This window comes from Kitasatospora sp. NPDC048662 (assembly GCF_055587065.1).
In genome coordinates, this window is sequence record NZ_JBVJHA010000001.1 from 725,871 (window position 1) to 742,926 (window position 17,056).

Genomic DNA, 17,056 nt, shown 5'->3' on the forward strand with positions numbered 1-17,056 from the left:
CGATGGGTGTCATCGGAACCTCCCGCTTCCTCAACCACCGTGCCGCGACAAGAATTTCAGTGATCGCCCGCCGCTCACAACCGGCCCGGCGAACCGCGGTGCCGCCGTCGTCCGGCGCGCCTTCGCATCCACTCCTTCTCACACCCTCGGGGGACGACTGTGCCCGGTCGACAGGCCGACGCCCGGCGCGGGACCGGGCTGCTGCTGCTCGGACTCTCGCTCGGCTACTTCATGGTGATGCTGGACACCACGGTGGTGACCGTGGCCCTGCCCGCGATCGGCGCGGACCTGTCGGGTTCGCTCGGCGGCCTGCAGTGGGTCTCGAACGGATACACCCTCAGCTTTGCCGCGCTGCTGCTCACCGCCGGTGCGCTGGCCGACCGCCACGGCGGGCGGCGGGTGTTCCTGGCGGGGCTGTGGCTGTTCGGCGCCTGCTCCGGGGCGAGTGCGCCGGCCGGCTCGATGGGCGCGCTGATCGCCCTGCGGGTGCTGCTCGGCGCGGCGGGCGCGCTGCTGCTGCCCGCCTCGCTGGCGGTGATCGCGCACGCCTGGACCGAACCGGCGGCCCGGGCCCGGGCGATGGGTGTGTGGGCGGCGATCAGCGGCAGCGCGCTGGCGGCCGGGCCGCTGGTGGGCGGGGTGCTCACCGACCGGTTCGGCTGGCAGGCGATCTTCCTGGTCAACGTGCCGGTGGCGCTGCTCGCCGTCGCCCTGACGGCGCGCCACGCCCCGGTGGACCGGCCCGGGCCGACGAAGGGTGTGGACCTTCCTGGTCAGGTCTGCGCGGTGGCGGCGATGACCGGGCTGACCTGGGCGCTGGTCGAGAGCGGGCAAGCGGGCTGGGTCTCGCTGCCGGTGCTCGGCGGCTTCGCGGTGTTCGCGGTGGCGGGCGGGTCGTTCGTTGCGGTCGAACGCCGGCGGGAGGTCGCGCGGCGTGCCCCGATGCTGCCGCTCGGCCTGCTGCGCGAACGGACGGTGGCCTCCGGGCTGTTCGCCGGGCTGCTGGTGAACTTCGGGCTGTCGGGGGTGCTGTTCGTGCTCTCGCTGCACTTCCAGCGGGCGCACGGCCTGAGTGCGCTCGGCGCGGGTGTCGCGTTTCTGCCACTGATGCTGCCGACCGCCTTCAACCCGGTCTTCACGGGACGGCTGGTGGGCCGGATCGGGGCCCGCCGCCCGGCCGTTGCCGGGTTCCTGCTGATGGGCACGGGGGTGCTGGTGGCCGCCGCGGCGACCGCGGACTCGACGGCCGCGCGGGTGGCGATGGCGGCCGGGCTGCTGGTGCTGGGCTTCGGGGTGTCGTTCGCGATCCCGTCGCTGATGACGGCGGTGGTCGGCGCGGTCGCCAGGGAGCAGTCCGGGATCGCCTCGGGCGCGCTGAACTCGGCCCGGCAGACCGGTGCGGTGCTCGGCGTGGCCGTGCTGGGCGCGCTGGCCGACACCGCCCGGGACGGCTCCGGCACCCGGCTCGCCCTGCTGGTCGCCGGTCTCGCCCTGCTGGCCGGCGCGGCCGTGGTCGCCGCCTTCCTGGGGCGCCCGGCCGGGCGACAGGCCTGACCGGGCGAAGGGGCCGGCCGGACGGAAGGCCTGACCGGGCACCGCCGTTCAGCTCCTGCCGCCGTCTCCCTTGTCCTCGGAAGTCTCGGCGGCTTCGGCGGTCTCGGTGGCCTCGGTGTCCGACTCGGGCGTGACGTACAGGATTTCCCGGGCCTGCTCGGCCATCCGGAACAACCCGTCCGAGACGAAGTCGAGGAACCGCGCGATGTTCTCCAGCCGGGTGGCGGCCGGAGTGCCCGGGCCGAGCACGGGAATGCCCTCACGGATGGTGGCGACCACGGCGGCGTTGGCACGGGCGCTGGCGATGGTGGCCTGGTACCAGATGTCGCCGTCGATCAGGTACCGCTCGCGCCGGCGGTCGTCGCGCTCACGACGGATCATGGTCTGCTCGTCCAGGAAGGCGACCGCCTTGGAGATGGACGCCGGGCTGACCTGGAGGCGCTGGGCGAGTTCGGCCGCGGAGAGGGCGCCTTCGTCGGTGACCATCAGGGCGGCCAGCACCCGGGCGGGCATCCGGCTCATGCCGGAGTGCATGAAGACCGTGGTGGCGGTCTCCTCGTAGGCGCGCACGGCCTCCGGGTCGCGCCCGTCGGCGGGCCGGTCGGTGTACGGGTCGCGGGGCAGTGTGCGGCGCTGGGCGCGGTGCTCGGTGGCGCGGTGGGCGAGGTCCGCCCGGTAGTTGCCCGGGCCGCCGTTGCGCATGACCTCGCGGGTGATGGTCGAGGTCGGCCGGTCCAGACGGCGGGCGATCTCGGCGTACGCCAAGTCGTCGGCCAGTCCCAGCGCGATCTGCTGGCGTTCCTGCTGGGTGAGCCTGCCTCCCGGCATCGCGGTCTCCTCGGTCGGTTTCCCGGTACGGCCCCAGCATAGCGTTCACCTATAAGTCATTGCAACGCCAACCATCCCTCCGTTGCGTTATCTCGCGAACCATTGCAACGATTTACCATCCCTGAGCTGCAGAGATACAGATTGATTGCAATAACCGTCTTGCCGACTTCATGAACGCAACGTAGCGTTTCCATCATCAGAAACGACGCGAAGCCGGAGCCCACGATGCAGAAGTTCGACACCCCCGCCACGATCACCGCCGTCATCGACATCCCGGCCGGCCACCTCCGCCTGATCGCCGCCGACCGCACCGACACCGTCGTCGAGGTGCTCCCCGCGAACCCCTCGAAGGGCCGCGACGTGCAGGCCGCCGAGCAGACCGAGGCGGTCCTCACCGACGGCGTGCTGCGGATCGTCACCGCCTCCGCGAACCACCGCCTGCTCGGCCCGAGCGGAGCGGTGGAGGTGACCGTCCAGCTGCCGTCCGGTTCGCGGGTCGAGGCGAAGGCCGCCGACGCCGAACTGCGCGGCGTGGGACGGCTCGGCGAGGTCTCCTACGAGAGCGCCCGCGGCGCGGCCAAGCTCGACGAGACGGCCGGCGGCCGGCTGGTCCTCCAGGACGGCGCCATCGAGGTCGGCCGCCTCACCGGGTCCGCGCAGCTCGACACCCAGCGCGGCGACCTCACCGTCGCCGAGGCGGTGCGCGGCGAGCTGGTGCTCACCACCCAGTCCGGTTCGATCACCGTCGGCGCCGCCCGCGGGGTCTCCGCCTCGCTGGACGCCGGCACCTCCTACGGCCGCATCCACAACGCGCTGCGCAACGCCGACGACGTGCCCGCGCTGACCATTCGCGCCACCACCAAGAACGGCGACATCAGCGCCCGCACCGTCTGACCACCACCACGCACCGCCCCGGCCACACCCACCAAGCACCAGCGACAGCAGCAGAAGGAGCTCTCCCATGACCGGCCTGGCCATCGCGGCACAGGGGCTGCGCAAGTCCTACGGGGACAAGACCGTCCTCGACAGCATCGACCTGTCCGTCCCGGAAGGGACCGTCTTCGCCCTGCTCGGCCCGAACGGGGCCGGCAAGACCACCGCCGTCAAGATCCTCTCCACCCTCATCTCCGCCGGCCCGGGCAGCGGGCCGATCCGGATCGGCGGCCACGACCTGGCCGCCGCCCCGCAGGCGGTGCGCGCCGCGATCGGCGTCACCGGCCAGTTCTCCGCCGTCGACGGCCTGATCACCGGCGAGGAGAACATGCTGCTGATGGCCGACCTGCACCACCTGCCCAGGGCGGAGGGCCGCCGGATCACCGCCGACCTCCTCGCCCGATTCGATCTCACCGAGGCCGCGCAGAAGCCCGCCTCCACCTACTCCGGCGGCATGAAGCGCCGCCTCGACATCGCGATGACGCTGGTCGGCAGCCCGCGGATCATCTTCCTGGACGAGCCGACCACCGGCCTCGACCCGCGCAGCCGGCACAGCATGTGGCAGATCATCCGGGAGCTCGTCACCGGCGGCGTCACCGTCTTCCTCACCACCCAGTACCTGGAGGAGGCCGACGAACTCGCCGACCGCATCGCCGTCCTGCACAACGGCGTGATCGCCGCCGAAGGCACCGCCGAGGAGCTCAAGCGCCTCGTCCCGGGCGGCCACGTCAGCCTCCGCTTCACCGACCCCACCGGGTACCGGTCCGCCGCCGACGCACTCGCCGAGAGCGCCCGCGACGACGAGTCGCTGACCCTGCTGGTCCCCAGCGACGGCAGCCAGCGCGCGCTGCGCTCGGTGCTCGACCGGCTCGACGCGGCGGGCGTCGAGGCCGACTCGCTGACCGTGCACACCCCTGACCTGGACGACGTGTTCTTCGCGCTGACCGGCGCGCCCGCCGCCGTCCCCGCCCAGCCCGACGCCCCGTCCGCCACCGCGCCCACCGCGTCCACCGCGTCCACCGCGCCCACCGCGCCCACCGCGCCCACCGCGCCCACCGCGTCCACCGCCCCGGCCGCCGAGGCCGCTTCCTCGAAGAAGGCTGCCCGATGAGTTCGTTCGCCCTCGCCGTCCGCGACTCGTCCACCATGCTGCGGCGCAACCTGCTGCACGCCCGGCGCTACCCGTCGCTCACCCTGAACCTGCTGCTCACCCCGGTGATGCTGCTCCTGCTGTTCGTCTACATCTTCGGCGACGCGATGAGCGGCGGGGCCGGCCGCGACGCCTACATCGCCTACCTGGTGCCCGGCATCCTGATGATGACCATCGGCTCCACCGTGATCGGCACCGCCGTCTCGATGGCGACGGACATGAACGAGGGCATCGTCGCCCGGTTCCGCACCATGGCGATCCACCGCGGCTCGGTGCTGTTCGGCCGGGTGATCGGCAGCGTGCTGCAGTCGGTGCTGAGCGTGGTGCTGGTCGGCGCGGTCGGCGTGGCCATCGGTTTCCGTTCGCACGACGCCACCACGCTGGAGTGGCTGGCCGCGTTCGGCCTGCTGGTGCTGGTCGCGCTCGCCCTCACCTGGATCGCCGTCGGCATGGGCCTGGGCAGCCCCAACGCGGAGGCCGCCAGCAACAGCGCGCTGCCGCTGATCGTGCTGCCGCTGATCTCCAGCGCCTTCGTCCCGCTGCACTCGATGCCCGGATGGTTCCAGCCGATCGCCCAGTACCAGCCGTTCACCCCCGCCATCGAGACGCTGCGCGGCCTGCTGCTCGGCACCCACATCGGCAACAACTGGTGGATCGCGCTGCTCTGGTGCGCCGCCCTCACCGTGCTCGGCTACGTCTGGTCCCGCTCGCAGTTCGACCGTGAGCCCAAGTGATCGCCGCCCGGCACTCGACTCGGAGCTGACGTCTCGTCAGCTCTGGTGTCATGTCCGGGGGTTGTCCCCCGTGCAGACCCGGGTGGCGCCCCCATCCCGCAGCGGCGCGCGATCGGAAAGGGTGGGTCCGACCGATCGCGCTCGACCACGGGGAGACCACACCATGCGGGACAAGCACAGAACACGGCTGCTGGGGTTGATCGCCTTCCTGCTCGCCCTGCTGGTCACCACCCCCGCGGCGGCCGCCCCGACCGAGGCCGGACAGCAACTCGCCCACACCGCCGTCGAGTTCACCAGCGCCGACGGCACCCGGCTGCACGGCGAGCTGATCGCCGCACCGGGCGCGAGCGGCGCCCCCGGACTGGTGATGGTCGGCGGGGCCGGCCCGGTCGCCATGGACGAACTCCGGCCCGCCGCCGAGGCGTACGCCGCGCACGGCATCCCGACGCTGATCTGGGACAAACGGACCGCCGGCTACTCGACCCTCAGCCGCGACTACGACCGCCTCGCCGACGACGCCCTCGCCGCCGTCCAACTCCTGCGCTCCCGGCCCGGGATCGACCCGAACCGGGTCGGCCTGTGGGGCCTTTCGGAGGGCGCCTGGGTGGCCACGCTGGCCGCCGGACGGACCTCCGAGGTGTCCTTCGTGGTGACCGCGGGCGCGGTCGGCCTCAGCCCGGCCCGCCAACAGGCCTGGGCGTACGGGGAGTACCTGCGGCACGCCGGGATCACCGGCTCACTGGTCCCGACCATGCAGAGCACGCTGATCCGGGAGCTGGCCGCCGCCCGGCTCTTCCCCGAGGCGGAGTACGACCCGGTGCCCGCCTGGGAGCGGCTCCACCTGCCGGTGCTCGCCGAGTGGGGAACGCTGGACCGGGAGGCCGTGCCCGCCGAGAGCGAGCGGATCGTCCGGGACGCCCTGGACCGCGCGGGCAACCAGCACTACACCATCCGCACCGTCCCCGACGTCCGCCACAACCTCCGGCGCAGCTTCGCCGACGGCTTCGACCGCCCGAGCCAACTGCCGGACGACTACGCCGAGTTCGAGTCCCGCTGGATCACCGGCCTGGCCGGCGGCCTGCCGCCGGTGTCCGTCGGCGCCGCCCCCGCGCAGGAGTACGCCAGCCGGCCGCTCGCCCCGCTCCACTGGTACGAGCGGCCCTGGCTGCAGGCCGCACTGACGGCCGTCTGCCTGGTCGGCTTCGCCGGTCACCTGGCCACCGGAGCCGTCCGCCGGCTGCGCCGCCGCCCCGTACCCGCCGGAGTGCCGCGCCCGGCCCGCTGGGCCGCGCTGACCGGCACGCTCGCGGTCGTCGGCACCCCGCTCTACCTGCTGTTCATGGCGATCACGGCGGCCGGGCTGCCCGGGCCGGTCCTGCTCGGCCGGCCCGTCGCCTGGCTGATGCTGCAACTGGCGGCGGTGGCAACGGTGGTGGCGGCCGGAACGACCGTCGCCACCACCGTCCGCAACCCCCCGGCGGACGGTGTCCGGGTGCGGCTCGGACTCCTGGCGCTCTCGGGCGCGGCGTTCGTCCCGTGGGCGCTGTACTGGGGACTGCTGCGCCCCTGACCCGCGACGGGATCAGCCGAACTGAGCCACCAGCTGATCGATCACGTGCGACCAGACCGGGTCCAGGACGAGGGTCGTGAGCTGGTCGCCGTTGAGGGCCGGCGGATCGATCGGGCCGTCCGGCGCCATCGGGGAGTTGTTCGAGATGGCGGTGACCAGGCTGCCGTCGGTGCGGTACAGGGTGGCCTGCCACCAGTAAATGCCGCCCGCCGCCGGGGGAAGCTTGACCATCAGCACACTGCCGTCGGGGCGGTGCGTGATGGTGCAGTTGGACGTCGCGTCGCAGCTCGGGTTCGGCTGGTACGTCGTCCCGGGCGCCATTTCCTTCACGTGGGTGATCTCGATGCGGAGATCACCGACCCGCACGGGGTTGGTCGCGTCGTTGACGAGCGTCTCCGTCGTCGCGACCCGGTACCGCACGCCCGATCCGGGCTCCGGGTCGGGGTCGTCGTAGCTGCTGGCGATCCGGTAGCCGGCCGGGTTCCGCGCCGCCAGCAGCTCCTGCACCCTCGGGTTGAGGACGGGGCTGTTGCTGGTCTTGGTCGACGGCGTGCCGGAGGGCTTGGACGAGCCCGAGGGCTTGGTCGACGGCTGGCTGGACGGCTTGGAGGACTCGGTGGGCTTGCCCGACGGCTGGCTGGACGGCTTGGAGGACTCGGTGGGCTTGCCCGACGGCGTACCGGAGGGCTTGCCCGAGGCTTCCGGACCGGACGCGGCCGCAGCGGCCGGCCCAATGCCGGAGGAGGTGGCCGCCGGGCCGCCGATGAACAGCGCCCCCATCGCGACCGCGCCGACGACGACGGCCGTGCCGGACACGGTGGCGGCGCGCAGCCGCTTGCTGCGGCGGCCCCGCCGCAGCAGGTCCGCCGTGGGTGCGGACCCGGGCGGGAGCTGGCGGTCCGCCAGCACCTCCAGCGCCTGCGACAGGTCCTCGTGCTCGTTGGTGCTCATGGGCTGACAGCCTCCTCGTTCTTCGAGCGGTTCTTCGGAAGCGCCGTGCGCAGCCGGGCCAAGGCCCGGGAGTGCTGGCTCTTGACGGTGCCGACCGAGCAGCCGAGGACGGCGGCGGTGTCCTTCTCGGACAGGTCCTCCAGGTGCCGCAGCACCACCACCGCACGCTGCCGGGCGGGCAACGAGCGCAGCGCGCGGTGGAGTTCGTCCGTCGCGCCGTACTCGTCGCCGGGCGTGCCTGGCAGGTCCGGCAGCTCGGCGGTGAGGGTCTCCCGTCGTCGCCGGCGCCACCAGCTGACATGACCGTTGACGAGCATCCGCCGCAGGTAGGCGTGCGGGTCGTCGGTGGCCATCCGGTGCCAGCGGACATAGAGCTTGACCAGGCAGTCCTGGAGCAGTTCCTCGCCGCGGAGCCGGTCCCCCGTGATCAGGGTGGCCGTCCGTAGGTGTCGCGGCCAGGCGGCCGCGACGAATGCCGTGTAGAGGTCGTCCTCGGTTCCTCGGGTCACACCGACCACACGCCCGAGCCCATCCGAAAGGTTGTCAGGTCTTCCGATCGATTCTCCGGTCAGTCGGCTCGGGTGCGCAGCCGTCGCACCGCGAGGAGCGCGGTGGCGGCGGTGAGCAGCGCGAACAGGGCGCTCTCCACGGCCTGGAAGGTCCAGTAGCGGTCGGCGGGCTGCTGGGTGATCTCCACGTGGATCCGGTGGTCGGCGAGGCAGCGGGGCAGCTCGGCGAGCGAGCTGTGATCCATGCAGTCCTGGAACCAGTCGCTGTGCCCGACGGTCGCGCCGGTCTCGTCGAGGATCGCGCTGGTGTCGATCACCCAGGGGCCGCCGGGGACGCGCAGGCCGCCGATGTCGCCGTAGGTGCCGATCTTGCTGAGCTTGGCGACGATCGGCGCGGTCAGCTGCACACTGGTCCGCTCGGGCGCCCGGTAGTGCGGTCGGACCAGGGCCGGAACGGCCAGCTGGACGACGGTGAACACCGCCAGGGTGGCGGCCATCGCCGGGACGGTCCGGCGCAGGTGGAGGCCGAGGGTGGCCCCGAGCACGGACGCGAAGGCGGCGTACGCGGCGGGCACGAGCCCGTGCGCGGCGAAGGCGAGGGGTTCGAAGCGCGCGCCCTCGACGGCGAGGACGGGGCCGGTGGCCCAGCCGAGCAGCAGCGCGACAGCCCCGGCCGCGAGCGTGCAACTGCCGCCCACCACGGCCAGTTTGACCGCCAGCCAGTGGCGGCGGGTGATGCTCTGGTTCCACACCAGCCGGTGGGTGCCGGCCTCGAACTCGCGGGCGACCAGCGGCGCCCCGCAGAACACGCCGAACACGACGGGCAGCACCAGCAGCAGGTGGCCGAGCAGGTCGGTGCGCAGCCGGTAGCGGTCGGCGAACGCGGCGAGTTGCCCGGTGCAGTCGGCGCGGGCCGCGCAGTGCGCGAGGGTGTCCTGGTGGGCGTGGTGGATGTCGAGGCCGAGCAGCAGCAGGTAGCCGCCCAGCAGGAGCAGCGCGGCCAGGCCGATCAGGGCCTGGGTGCGGAACTGGCGCCAAGTCAGCCAGATCATCGGCGGGCCTCCGGTCGGCCGGTCGAGGGCCCGCGGCCGCCCGGCCGTTCGGCGCGGGCGAGGTGGGCGAGGACGAGTTCTTCCAGGTCGGGCGCGGTGACGGTGAACGGCCCGGCGGGCAGCGGCCGTTCGGTGCGGACCAGGGCGGTGGCCGGGCCGTCCGCCGGGTCGGTGCGGGTGAGCACGGTGCCGTCGGCCAGGAGCGCGTCGAGGTCGGCGGGACGTCCGGTCACCCGGGCGTGCCGGTCGAGCAACGGCCCTATGTCGCCGTGCAGTTGGACGCGGCCACGGGCGAGCACCACCAGGTGGTCGCAGACCCGGGCGACGTCGGGCAGCGCGTGCGAGGAGAGCACGGCGGTGGCGCCGAGTTCGGTGACGGACTCCATCAGGTGGTCGAGGAAGGCGTGCCGGGCAAGCGGGTCGAGGGCAGCGGCGGGCTCGTCGAGGATCAGCAGGTCGGGGCGCTTGGCGGCGGCCACGGTGAGGGCGAGCTGGGCACGCTGCCCGCCGGACAGCCGGCCGGCCTTCTGCCGGGGGTCGAGCCCGGAACGGGCCAGCCGGCGTTCGGCGAGCGCGGCGTCCCAGCGCGGGTTGAGGCGGGCGCCGAGCCGCAGGTGCTCGGCGACGGTGAGGTCCGGACAGACGGGGGTGTCCTGGGCGACGTATCCGACCCGGGCCAGGTGGTCGGGGTGGGTGCCGGGCTCGGTGCCGTGCACCAGGATCCGGCCCGAGGTCGGGCCGATCAGCCCGCAGGCGAGCTGCATCAGCGTGGACTTGCCCGCGCCGTTGGGCCCGACCAGGCCGACCACCCGGCCCGCCGGAATGCTCAACTCGACGTCGGCGAGCGCCAGTCGGCGCCCGTAGCGCTTGCCGAGCCCGACGGTCTCCAGCACCGGCGTCACCACTGCCCGTCCTCCGCGTCCCGCTCGGCACGCCGCGCCCGCCAGGCCCGCACCAGGCGGTACCCGCCCCAGCCGAGGGCGATCAGCACGGCCAGTTGGAGCGCCCACCAGGCGTAGAGCAGCGGACTGCGTTCGGTCTTCTCGGCCACCGCGAGCAGTGCGGCGCCGGCCAGGGGTGTGGTCATGGGCCCCACGTTCCCGTTCGGCGGCAGACGCCCGCAGCGGCCGAAGGTACGGTCCGGGCCGCACGGGGTCGTACTTTCGGTCGGTTCGCGGCGGCGGCGCATTCGCCTACGGTGGCGGCCGTGAGACGAACGGCGATGGTGGGAAACGCGGTGCTGGGCGCGGGATTCGCGCTGGTGCTGCTGGTGATGGCGGCGCAGTACACGGCGCAGGGCCGGGTGTGGACACTCGACGCGGCGACCGGTGCGGTGGTGTGCGCGCTGGCGCTGGGGCGTGACCGTCACCGGGGTTGGGCGGCCGCCCTGGGCCTGGCCGTGGCCGGCGCGGCGGCGCTGGTGGCACGGGCGGCGGGATTGCCCGGCGAGCCGGGCGCGGCAGCGGTGCTGGGGCTGCTGGTGCTGGGCGGGTCGGCGGTGCGGACGCTGCCGTGGCGCCCCGCGGCGGCCCTCGGCGCGGCCGGACTGGCCCTGATGACGGCAGGCCTGCTGGCGGCCCCGGCCCCGGCCACCTCGTTCCGGATCGGCGTCGAGGTGTGGGCGCTGGCACTCGCCGCCGGCCTCGGCCTGCGGCTGCTGGACCACCGCCGCCGGGCCGCCGCGGAATCCGTCCGCCGGGACGAACGCCTGGCGCTGGCACGCGAGTTGCACGACCTGGTGGCCCACCACATCACCGGCGTGGTGGTGCAGACCCAGGCCGCCCGGATCGTCGCCCGCAAACGCCCCGAGCAACTGGACGAGACCCTCGCCGGCATCGAGACGGCGGGCGCGGACGCGCTGTCCGCGATGCGCCGGGTGGTGGGCCTGCTGCGGGCCGCCGACGACACCCCGGGCACCGCCCCCACCGCCCCTGGCGCGGCCGAACTCACCGCCCTGGTACGGCGGTTCGACGGCCACGGCCCGGCCGTCCAGCTGCACCTCCCCGACCGGGACGCCGCACCCTGGCCGCCGGAGGTCGCCACCACCGTGCACCGGATCGTCCAGGAGTCGCTCACCAACGTCGCCCGCCACGCCACCCACGCCCGCACCGCCGAAGTCACCGTCGCCCACCCGCCCGGCGCCCTCACCGTCACCGTCAAGGACGACGCCCCACCCGCCCACACCCGCCACCTGCGCCCCGGCGGCTTCGGCCTGCTCGGCATGCGCGAACGCGTCGAGGCCCTCGGCGGCACCTTCACCGCCGGCCCCGCCCCCACCGGCGGCTGGACCGTCCACGCCGAACTCCCCGTCCCGGCCGGCGCGGCCCGATGACCACCACAACCGACGCCCCGGACCGACAGCCCACCCAACTCGGGCCCCCCAAAGCCGACTTCGCCTCCGCCCTTACCGAACTCCCCTCCGGTGGTGCCCGATGACCATCCGCGTCCTGCTCGCCGACGACCAGGCGATGATCCGCGGCGGCCTGCGGCTGATCCTGGAGGACCAGGACGACATCACCGTGGTCGGCGAGGCCGCCGACGGCCCCGAGGCGATCGAACTCGCCCGCCGGCTGCAACCCGACGTCTGCCTGGTCGACATCCGGATGCCCGGACTGGACGGCATCGACGTCACCCGCGCGCTGGCCGGCCCCGGCGTCCCGGACCCGCTGCGGGTGGTCGTCGTGACCACCTTCGACCTCGACGAGTACGTGCACGGCGCGCTGCACGCCGGCGCGGTCGGGTTCGTCCTCAAGGGCGCCGCACCGGCCCTGCTGATCGAGGCGGTTCGCGCCGCGCACGCCGGCGACGCCCTGATCTCGCCCTCCCTCACCCTCCGCCTGCTGCGCGGCCTCACCGCCCCCGCCACGCCCGCCGCCGACCCACCCGGCCGGCCGCTCTCCGTCCGCGAGACCGAGGTGGTCCGCGCCATCGCCAAGGGCCGCACCAACCAGGAGATCGCCGCCGACCTGTTCATCACCCTCAGCACCGTCAAGAGCCACCTGACGGCCGTCCAGCAGAAGCTCGGCGCCCGCAACCGCGTCGAGATCGCCGCCTGGGCCTGGCAGCACCACCTGATGGACCGGCCCTCCACCTGACCCCAGGAGCGCCGCCCCCGCCCCGAGGAGCGCCGCCCCTGATCCGCCCCCGAGACCGCTCCCCGGGACGGATCAGGGGCAGCTCGGGGTCCGGCCCGGATCCGCCCGACCAGCCTCGCGCGCCACACTTCTCGACGTCAGAACACTGGCTGGGACACGAAGTTGGGGGCACGGGGGATGACCGTGAAGGCGATGGGTCGCAAGCTGGCGGGTACGGCCATGACGGTGGCGATGGTGGCCGGACTCACCGCCGGGGCGGTCGGCGGGGCGCAGGCCGCCACCGGCCACAGCACCCCGCCGAACGCGGCCGCGCTGCGCGCCTCCATCGCAGGCCTGCCGAACGCCCAACTCACCAGCGCCGTCGTGCTGGTGGGCGGCGAGGACGGCCGCTGGTCGGGCACCTCCGGCACCGGCGACCCGGCCACCGGACGGCCGGTGAAGGCGGACGGGGAGTTCCGGATCGGCAGCATCTCCAAGGTGTTCACCGCCACCGTGGTGCTCCAGCTCGTCGCCGAGCACCGCGTCGACCTGGACGGCGCCGTCCAGCAGTACCTGCCGCCGAACACCCTGCCGAAGGACTACCCCGCGGTCACCGTACGGCAGTTGCTCAACCACACCAGCGGCCTGCCGACCGGCCAGGGGCAGTTCCCCGACGACGGCACCCCGGAGTGGTTCGCCGCCCACGCGAGCGACAGCTTCACCCCGCAGGAAGTGGTCAGGCGGATCATGGCCAACCCGAAGCAGTTCGACCCGGGCACCGCCCAGCAGTACAACGGCATCAACTACTACCTGGCGGGCATGGTGATCGAACAGGTCACCGGCCACAGCTTCGCCCAGGAGCTCAACGCCCGGATCCTGCGCCCGCTCGGCCTGCACCACACCTGGGCACCCGACGCCGACGACACCGCGCTGCCGAACCCGAGCGCGCACGCCGTCCTCGCCGTCACCCGCCCGGACGGCAGCACCGGCCTGGCGGACGTCACCCGGCAGAGCCCCTGGCCGTGGGCCGAGGGCGGCATGATCTCCAACGCGCCCGACCTGGAGCGCTTCATGTCCGCGCTGCTGCACGGCAAGCTGCTGCCGCCCGCCCAGCAGGCCGAACTGTTCGCCGTCCCCGATGTCCCGAACCACCAGAACGACCACTGCGACATCGGCCCCACTTCCGGCCGGGCCTGCTTCAGCACCGGCCTGATGCGTTTCTCCCCCGCCCCCGGCATCGAGTTCTGGGGCAAGACCGGCAGCCGCCCCGGGTACACCAGCGCGGTCTTCGCCACCCGCGACGGCTCCCGTGACCTCGTCTACTCCTTCACCCCGACCTCCCGCGCGGGCGCCCCCTTCTCGGCCCAGTACCGGGTTGCCGCCGCCGCGTTCGACCTGCCGACCAACTGACCACCGGGCCGCCTGACTGCCTGCCTGACTGCCTGACTGCCTGATCAACACACGAAAGGGCCCGCACCGTCCGATCGGCGCGGGCCCCTGGCGTGGCGTCAGCTCGCGGCGAGCAGCTCCAGGGTGTCGATGACCCGGTGCGAGAAGCCCCACTCGTTGTCGTACCAGGCGACCACCTTGATGTGGCGGCCGTCGACCCGGGTGAGCTCCGAATCGAAGATCGAGGACGCCGGGTTGCCGGTGATGTCGGAGGAGACCAGCTGGTCCTCGGAGTATTCCAGGATGCCCGCGAGCCTGCCGCCGGCGGCCTCCCGGTAGGCGGCGAGCACCTCCTCGCGGGTGACGTCGCGGGAGACGGTGGTGTTCAGCTCGACGATCGAGCCGACCGGGACGGGCACCCGGATCGAGTCACCGGACAGCTTGCCGTCCAGCTGCGGCAACACCAGGCCGATCGCCTTGGCGGCGCCGGTGGTGGTCGGCACGATGTTGACGGCGGCGGCGCGGGCCCGGCGCGGGTCGCGGTGCGGGCCGTCCTGGAGGTTCTGCTCCTGGGTGTAGGCGTGCACGGTGGTCATGAAACCGTGCTCGATACCGGCCAGTTCGTCGAGGACGGCGGCCAGCGGGGCCAGCGCGTTGGTGGTGCAGGACGCGTTGGAGACGATGGTGTGCGCGGCCGGGTCGTACGCCTCGGTGTTGACGCCGTAGGCGAGGGTGACGTCGGCACCGGCGGACGGCGCGGACACCAGAACCTTCTTCGCCCCGGCGGTCAGGTGCGCCCGGGCCGCCTCCGCGGAGGTGAACCGGCCGGTGGCCTCCAGCACGATGTCCACGCCCAGTTCGGCCCAGGGCAGGTCGGCGGGGTTGCGCTCGGCGAGCACCTTGATCCGGCGGCCGTCCACCACCAGCACATCACCCTCGACGGTCACCGGGCGCCCGAGCCGGCCCGAGGTGGTGTCGTACGCCAGCAGCCGGCCCAGCGCGGTCGGCTCGGTCAGGTCGTTGACGGCGACGACCTCCAACTTGCTGTCGCGCTCCAGCAGGGCGCGCAGCACGTTGCGTCCGATGCGGCCGAATCCGTTGATGGCGATGCGGGTCATGGCAGGTGCCCTTCTGTGCGCTGGGTGAACGCCTCCACTTTCGCTCGCGCCCGGGGCCGGTGGCAGTGGCGTCCGTGCCATGGTTCAAAAGGATCGTGCCAATGCTCCGCCCCAACGGGAAAACGCTTTCCCTCCGCATCCGGAAAGCGCTTTCACTCCCCCTTGGTGAACGTTCGCCGGTACTCGCTCGGCGTGGTCCCGAGGATCTGCTGGAAGTGCGTGCGCAGATTCGCACCGGTGCCCAGCCCGGTCTCGGCGGCGATCCGCTCCACGCTCCGCTCGGAACGTTCCAGCAGCTCACGGGCCAGGTCCACCCGGGCCCGCAGCACCCACTGCATCGGCGTGTACCCGGTGTCCTCGACGAACCGCCGGGAGAAGGTGCGCGGCGAGACCGCGGCGTGCCGGGCCAGCGTCCGCACCGTCAGCGGCTCGTCCAGCCGGTGCAGCGCCCACTCCCGGGTGGCGGCGAACCGCTGCCCGATCGGCTCGGGCACGCTGCGCGGCACGTACTGCGCCTGCCCGCCGCTGCGGTACGGCGCGGCCACCAGCCGCCGCGCGGTGTGGTTGGACGCGGCCACCCCGAGGTCGCGGCGCAGCATGTGCAGGCACAGGTCGATGCCGGAGGCCGCGCCCGCCGAGGTGAGCACGCTGCCCTCGTCCACGAACAGCACGTTCTCGTCCACCCGCACCCGCGGATACTTCGCTGCCAGCGCCCGGGCGTAGTGCCAGTGCGTGGTGGCCCGGCGGCCGTCCAGCAGCCCGGTGGCGGCCAGCGCGAACGCCCCGGTGGAGATCGCTGCCAGCCGGGCCCCGCCGGCGTGCGCCGCGCACAGCGCCTCGACCACGGCGGCCGGCGGGTCGTCCCGGTCGGGATGCCGGTAGCCGGGCACGAACACCGACTCCGCCCACTCCAGGGCCTCCAGCCCGTGCGCCACGTGGTACGACAGCCCGTCCCCGCCCGCCACCAGCCCGGGCGCCGCCCCGCACACCCGCACCTCGTACGGCATGCTCGCGCGGGTGGAGAACACCTGCGCCGGAATCCCGACATCGAGCGGCTTCGCACCGTCCAGGACCAGGACGGCCACGCGGCGCAGACGAGGAGCAGACACCCCTTCAGCCTAGGCGCCGCCCGACCGGCGCCCGGCACGCGCTCGCGCTCGGTCGGCGATGCCGAGGGTCCGCCCGACCGTCTCCGCATCCGCCAGGCCGCGCAGCATGCAGTGCGCGACGTCGGCCCGGGAGACGGCGAGCCACCATGCACGTTCCGGCCGTACGCGATCCGGTGGTCCCGGATGAGCGCCTGGTCGGTGAGCCGGGGCGGCCGGACCACCGTCCGGTCGAGCCCGCCGGCCAGCACCGCGCCCTCCGTCCGGGCCAGGTCGGCGTAGTGCGCGCGCAGCACCCGCTCCCCCAGCGGCCGGTCCCTCACCGGGATCATGACGCGGGGCCCGTACGACTGACGCCGCGTCAGCCATGCCGGGCCCCTCGACTCGCTCCAATCCTCAGCCCATGCTCTTCGCCCCGTCGATGGCCTCCCGGACGATGTCGGCGTGGCCGGCGTGCTGGACGGTCTCGGCGATGATGTGCATCAGGGTGCGGCGGGCGGACCAGTGCTCGTCGGAGTCGAACCAGGGGGCGGCGGGCAGCGGGTGGGAGGCGCCCAGGTCGTCGAGGCCCGCCACCAGCTCGTCGGTCGCGGCGGCCACCGCCTCGTACGCGGCGAGCACGCCGGCCAGGGTCTCGCCGGGGAGCATGCGGTACTCCTGGGCGCGGCGCTCGTAGTCGGCCTCGGTGAAGTTGTTGAAGTCCGGCATCGCGGACGGGCCGAACTCGATGAACCCGGCCCAGAGCCGCTCCCCCGAGGTGACGTGCTTGATCAGGCCGCCGATGCACAGCTCGCTGACGGTGCTGCGGTGCCCGGCCTGCTCGTCGGTCAGGCCGCGGGCGGTCAGTCGCAGGAAGTGCCGGGCCGCGCGAAGCGCCGCCACCAGGTCGGCCTTCTCCCCGGTCAGCCGCTCGTCCGTGATGGTGGCAGCGGGGTACTCGCCGACGGTGGTCTCGGTCATCGTCTCGCCTCTCGATAGCAACTGCGGTTCGCCACAACGGAGTTCAACACCACCTTCGCGGTGTCTCGCTCGCTCGTGTTCCACACTAGGGACCATTGCGGTCAGTTTCCGGCCGCAATTCGAGGAGG

At 73.5% G+C, this 17,056-nt stretch carries 17 protein-coding genes; 8 read left to right on the forward strand and 9 right to left on the reverse strand.

Annotated elements, in window-relative coordinates; genetic code table 11:
- Positions 1–159: 159 nt before the first annotated feature.
- Positions 160–1,554, forward strand: coding sequence for an MFS transporter (locus tag ACZ6R9_RS03535; protein WP_465536284.1), 1,395 nt, complete (start codon positions 160–162; stop codon positions 1,552–1,554).
- A gap of 48 nt (positions 1,555–1,602) precedes the next feature.
- Here ACZ6R9_RS03535 and ACZ6R9_RS03540 read toward each other — a convergent pair whose 3' ends face one another.
- On the reverse strand, positions 1,603–2,382 hold the full coding sequence (locus ACZ6R9_RS03540) for a helix-turn-helix domain-containing protein (RefSeq protein ID WP_465536286.1): 780 nt from the start codon (positions 2,380–2,382) through the stop codon (positions 1,603–1,605).
- Positions 2,383–2,607: 225 nt separating this feature from the next.
- Between ACZ6R9_RS03540 and ACZ6R9_RS03545 the strand changes: the two genes are divergently transcribed.
- The 4 genes from ACZ6R9_RS03545 (at position 2,608) to ACZ6R9_RS03560 (ending at position 6,769) form a co-directional block, all read left to right on the forward strand.
- A complete protein-coding gene (locus tag ACZ6R9_RS03545) occupies positions 2,608–3,276 on the forward strand; it encodes a DUF4097 family beta strand repeat-containing protein (protein ID WP_465536288.1) in 669 nt (222 codons plus the stop codon).
- 67 nt (positions 3,277–3,343) lie between these two features.
- Entirely contained in the window at positions 3,344–4,426 is a 1,083-nt protein-coding gene (locus tag ACZ6R9_RS03550) for an ATP-binding cassette domain-containing protein (protein WP_465536290.1), read from the forward strand.
- Complete coding sequence (locus ACZ6R9_RS03555; protein ID WP_465536292.1) at positions 4,423–5,199, forward strand: ABC transporter permease; 777 nt, start codon at positions 4,423–4,425, stop codon at positions 5,197–5,199. The genes ACZ6R9_RS03550 and ACZ6R9_RS03555 overlap by 4 nt, the downstream gene beginning before the upstream one ends.
- A gap of 163 nt (positions 5,200–5,362) precedes the next feature.
- Positions 5,363–6,769: an alpha/beta hydrolase family protein gene (locus ACZ6R9_RS03560; RefSeq protein ID WP_465536294.1), complete on the forward strand. Its 1,407-nt coding sequence runs from the start codon at positions 5,363–5,365 to the stop codon at positions 6,767–6,769.
- A gap of 12 nt (positions 6,770–6,781) precedes the next feature.
- Here the strand turns inward: ACZ6R9_RS03560 and ACZ6R9_RS03565 are convergent, their stop codons facing one another.
- The 5 genes from ACZ6R9_RS03565 to ACZ6R9_RS03585 are packed head-to-tail and all read right to left on the reverse strand — an operon-like array spanning position 6,782 to position 10,368.
- Positions 6,782–7,720 carry a hypothetical protein gene (locus ACZ6R9_RS03565; protein WP_380486372.1) on the reverse strand — a complete coding sequence of 313 codons (939 nt, stop codon included), beginning with the start codon at positions 7,718–7,720 and terminating at the stop codon, positions 6,782–6,784.
- Positions 7,717–8,229 (reverse strand): SigE family RNA polymerase sigma factor, encoded by a 513-nt coding sequence (locus tag ACZ6R9_RS03570; protein ID WP_380486370.1) that lies wholly within the window; start codon positions 8,227–8,229, stop codon positions 7,717–7,719. Before ACZ6R9_RS03570 ends, ACZ6R9_RS03565 begins: the two co-directional genes overlap by 4 nt.
- Before the next feature lie 59 nt (positions 8,230–8,288).
- A complete protein-coding gene (locus tag ACZ6R9_RS03575; protein WP_465536297.1) occupies positions 8,289–9,281 on the reverse strand; it encodes a transporter in 993 nt (330 codons plus the stop codon).
- Positions 9,278–10,183, reverse strand: coding sequence for an ABC transporter ATP-binding protein (locus tag ACZ6R9_RS03580; protein WP_465536299.1), 906 nt, complete (start codon positions 10,181–10,183; stop codon positions 9,278–9,280). Before ACZ6R9_RS03580 ends, ACZ6R9_RS03575 begins: the two co-directional genes overlap by 4 nt.
- Positions 10,180–10,368, reverse strand: coding sequence for a hypothetical protein (locus ACZ6R9_RS03585; protein WP_465536301.1), 189 nt, complete (start codon positions 10,366–10,368; stop codon positions 10,180–10,182). Before ACZ6R9_RS03585 ends, ACZ6R9_RS03580 begins: the two co-directional genes overlap by 4 nt.
- A gap of 120 nt (positions 10,369–10,488) precedes the next feature.
- Between ACZ6R9_RS03585 and ACZ6R9_RS03590 the strand changes: the two genes are divergently transcribed.
- The 3 genes from ACZ6R9_RS03590 to ACZ6R9_RS03600 all read left to right on the forward strand — a co-directional run bounded on the left by ACZ6R9_RS03590 (position 10,489) and on the right by ACZ6R9_RS03600 (position 13,765).
- On the forward strand, positions 10,489–11,613 hold the full coding sequence (locus ACZ6R9_RS03590; RefSeq protein WP_465536303.1) for a sensor histidine kinase: 1,125 nt from the start codon (positions 10,489–10,491) through the stop codon (positions 11,611–11,613).
- A gap of 100 nt (positions 11,614–11,713) precedes the next feature.
- Positions 11,714–12,376, forward strand: a complete 663-nt coding sequence (locus ACZ6R9_RS03595) for a response regulator (protein ID WP_465536305.1) — start codon at positions 11,714–11,716, stop codon at positions 12,374–12,376.
- Between the two features lie 192 nt (positions 12,377–12,568).
- Positions 12,569–13,765 carry a serine hydrolase domain-containing protein gene (locus tag ACZ6R9_RS03600; protein WP_465536307.1) on the forward strand — a complete coding sequence of 399 codons (1,197 nt, stop codon included), beginning with the start codon at positions 12,569–12,571 and terminating at the stop codon, positions 13,763–13,765.
- 98 nt (positions 13,766–13,863) lie between these two features.
- On the opposite strand, the gene gap is transcribed toward ACZ6R9_RS03600, so the two are convergent.
- The 3 genes from gap to ACZ6R9_RS03615 form a co-directional block, all read right to left on the reverse strand.
- A complete protein-coding gene (gene gap, locus ACZ6R9_RS03605; RefSeq protein WP_465536309.1) occupies positions 13,864–14,862 on the reverse strand; it encodes a type I glyceraldehyde-3-phosphate dehydrogenase in 999 nt (332 codons plus the stop codon).
- 152 nt (positions 14,863–15,014) lie between these two features.
- Positions 15,015–15,971, reverse strand: coding sequence for a GlxA family transcriptional regulator (locus ACZ6R9_RS03610; RefSeq protein WP_465536311.1), 957 nt, complete (start codon positions 15,969–15,971; stop codon positions 15,015–15,017).
- Between the two features lie 393 nt (positions 15,972–16,364).
- On the reverse strand, positions 16,365–16,928 hold the full coding sequence (locus ACZ6R9_RS03615; protein WP_380486352.1) for a DinB family protein: 564 nt from the start codon (positions 16,926–16,928) through the stop codon (positions 16,365–16,367).
- Positions 16,929–17,056 lie beyond the last annotated feature (128 nt).

Coding starts and splice junctions, on each gene's coding strand:
- ACZ6R9_RS03540 (WP_465536286.1), bottom strand. CDS start 2,382: ATGCCGGGAGGCAGGCTCACCCAGCAGGAACGCCAGCAGATCGCGCTG.
- ACZ6R9_RS03545 (WP_465536288.1), top strand. CDS start 2,608: ATGCAGAAGTTCGACACCCCCGCCACGATCACCGCCGTCATCGACATC.
- ACZ6R9_RS03550 (WP_465536290.1), top strand. CDS start 3,344: ATGACCGGCCTGGCCATCGCGGCACAGGGGCTGCGCAAGTCCTACGGG.
- ACZ6R9_RS03555 (WP_465536292.1), top strand. CDS start 4,423: ATGAGTTCGTTCGCCCTCGCCGTCCGCGACTCGTCCACCATGCTGCGG.
- ACZ6R9_RS03560 (WP_465536294.1), top strand. CDS start 5,363: ATGCGGGACAAGCACAGAACACGGCTGCTGGGGTTGATCGCCTTCCTG.
- ACZ6R9_RS03565 (WP_380486372.1), bottom strand. CDS start 7,720: ATGAGCACCAACGAGCACGAGGACCTGTCGCAGGCGCTGGAGGTGCTG.
- ACZ6R9_RS03575 (WP_465536297.1), bottom strand. CDS start 9,281: ATGATCTGGCTGACTTGGCGCCAGTTCCGCACCCAGGCCCTGATCGGC.
- ACZ6R9_RS03585 (WP_465536301.1), bottom strand. CDS start 10,368: ATGACCACACCCCTGGCCGGCGCCGCACTGCTCGCGGTGGCCGAGAAG.
- ACZ6R9_RS03595 (WP_465536305.1), top strand. CDS start 11,714: ATGACCATCCGCGTCCTGCTCGCCGACGACCAGGCGATGATCCGCGGC.
- ACZ6R9_RS03600 (WP_465536307.1), top strand. CDS start 12,569: ATGGGTCGCAAGCTGGCGGGTACGGCCATGACGGTGGCGATGGTGGCC.
- gap (WP_465536309.1), bottom strand. CDS start 14,862: ATGACCCGCATCGCCATCAACGGATTCGGCCGCATCGGACGCAACGTG.
- ACZ6R9_RS03615 (WP_380486352.1), bottom strand. CDS start 16,928: ATGACCGAGACCACCGTCGGCGAGTACCCCGCTGCCACCATCACGGAC.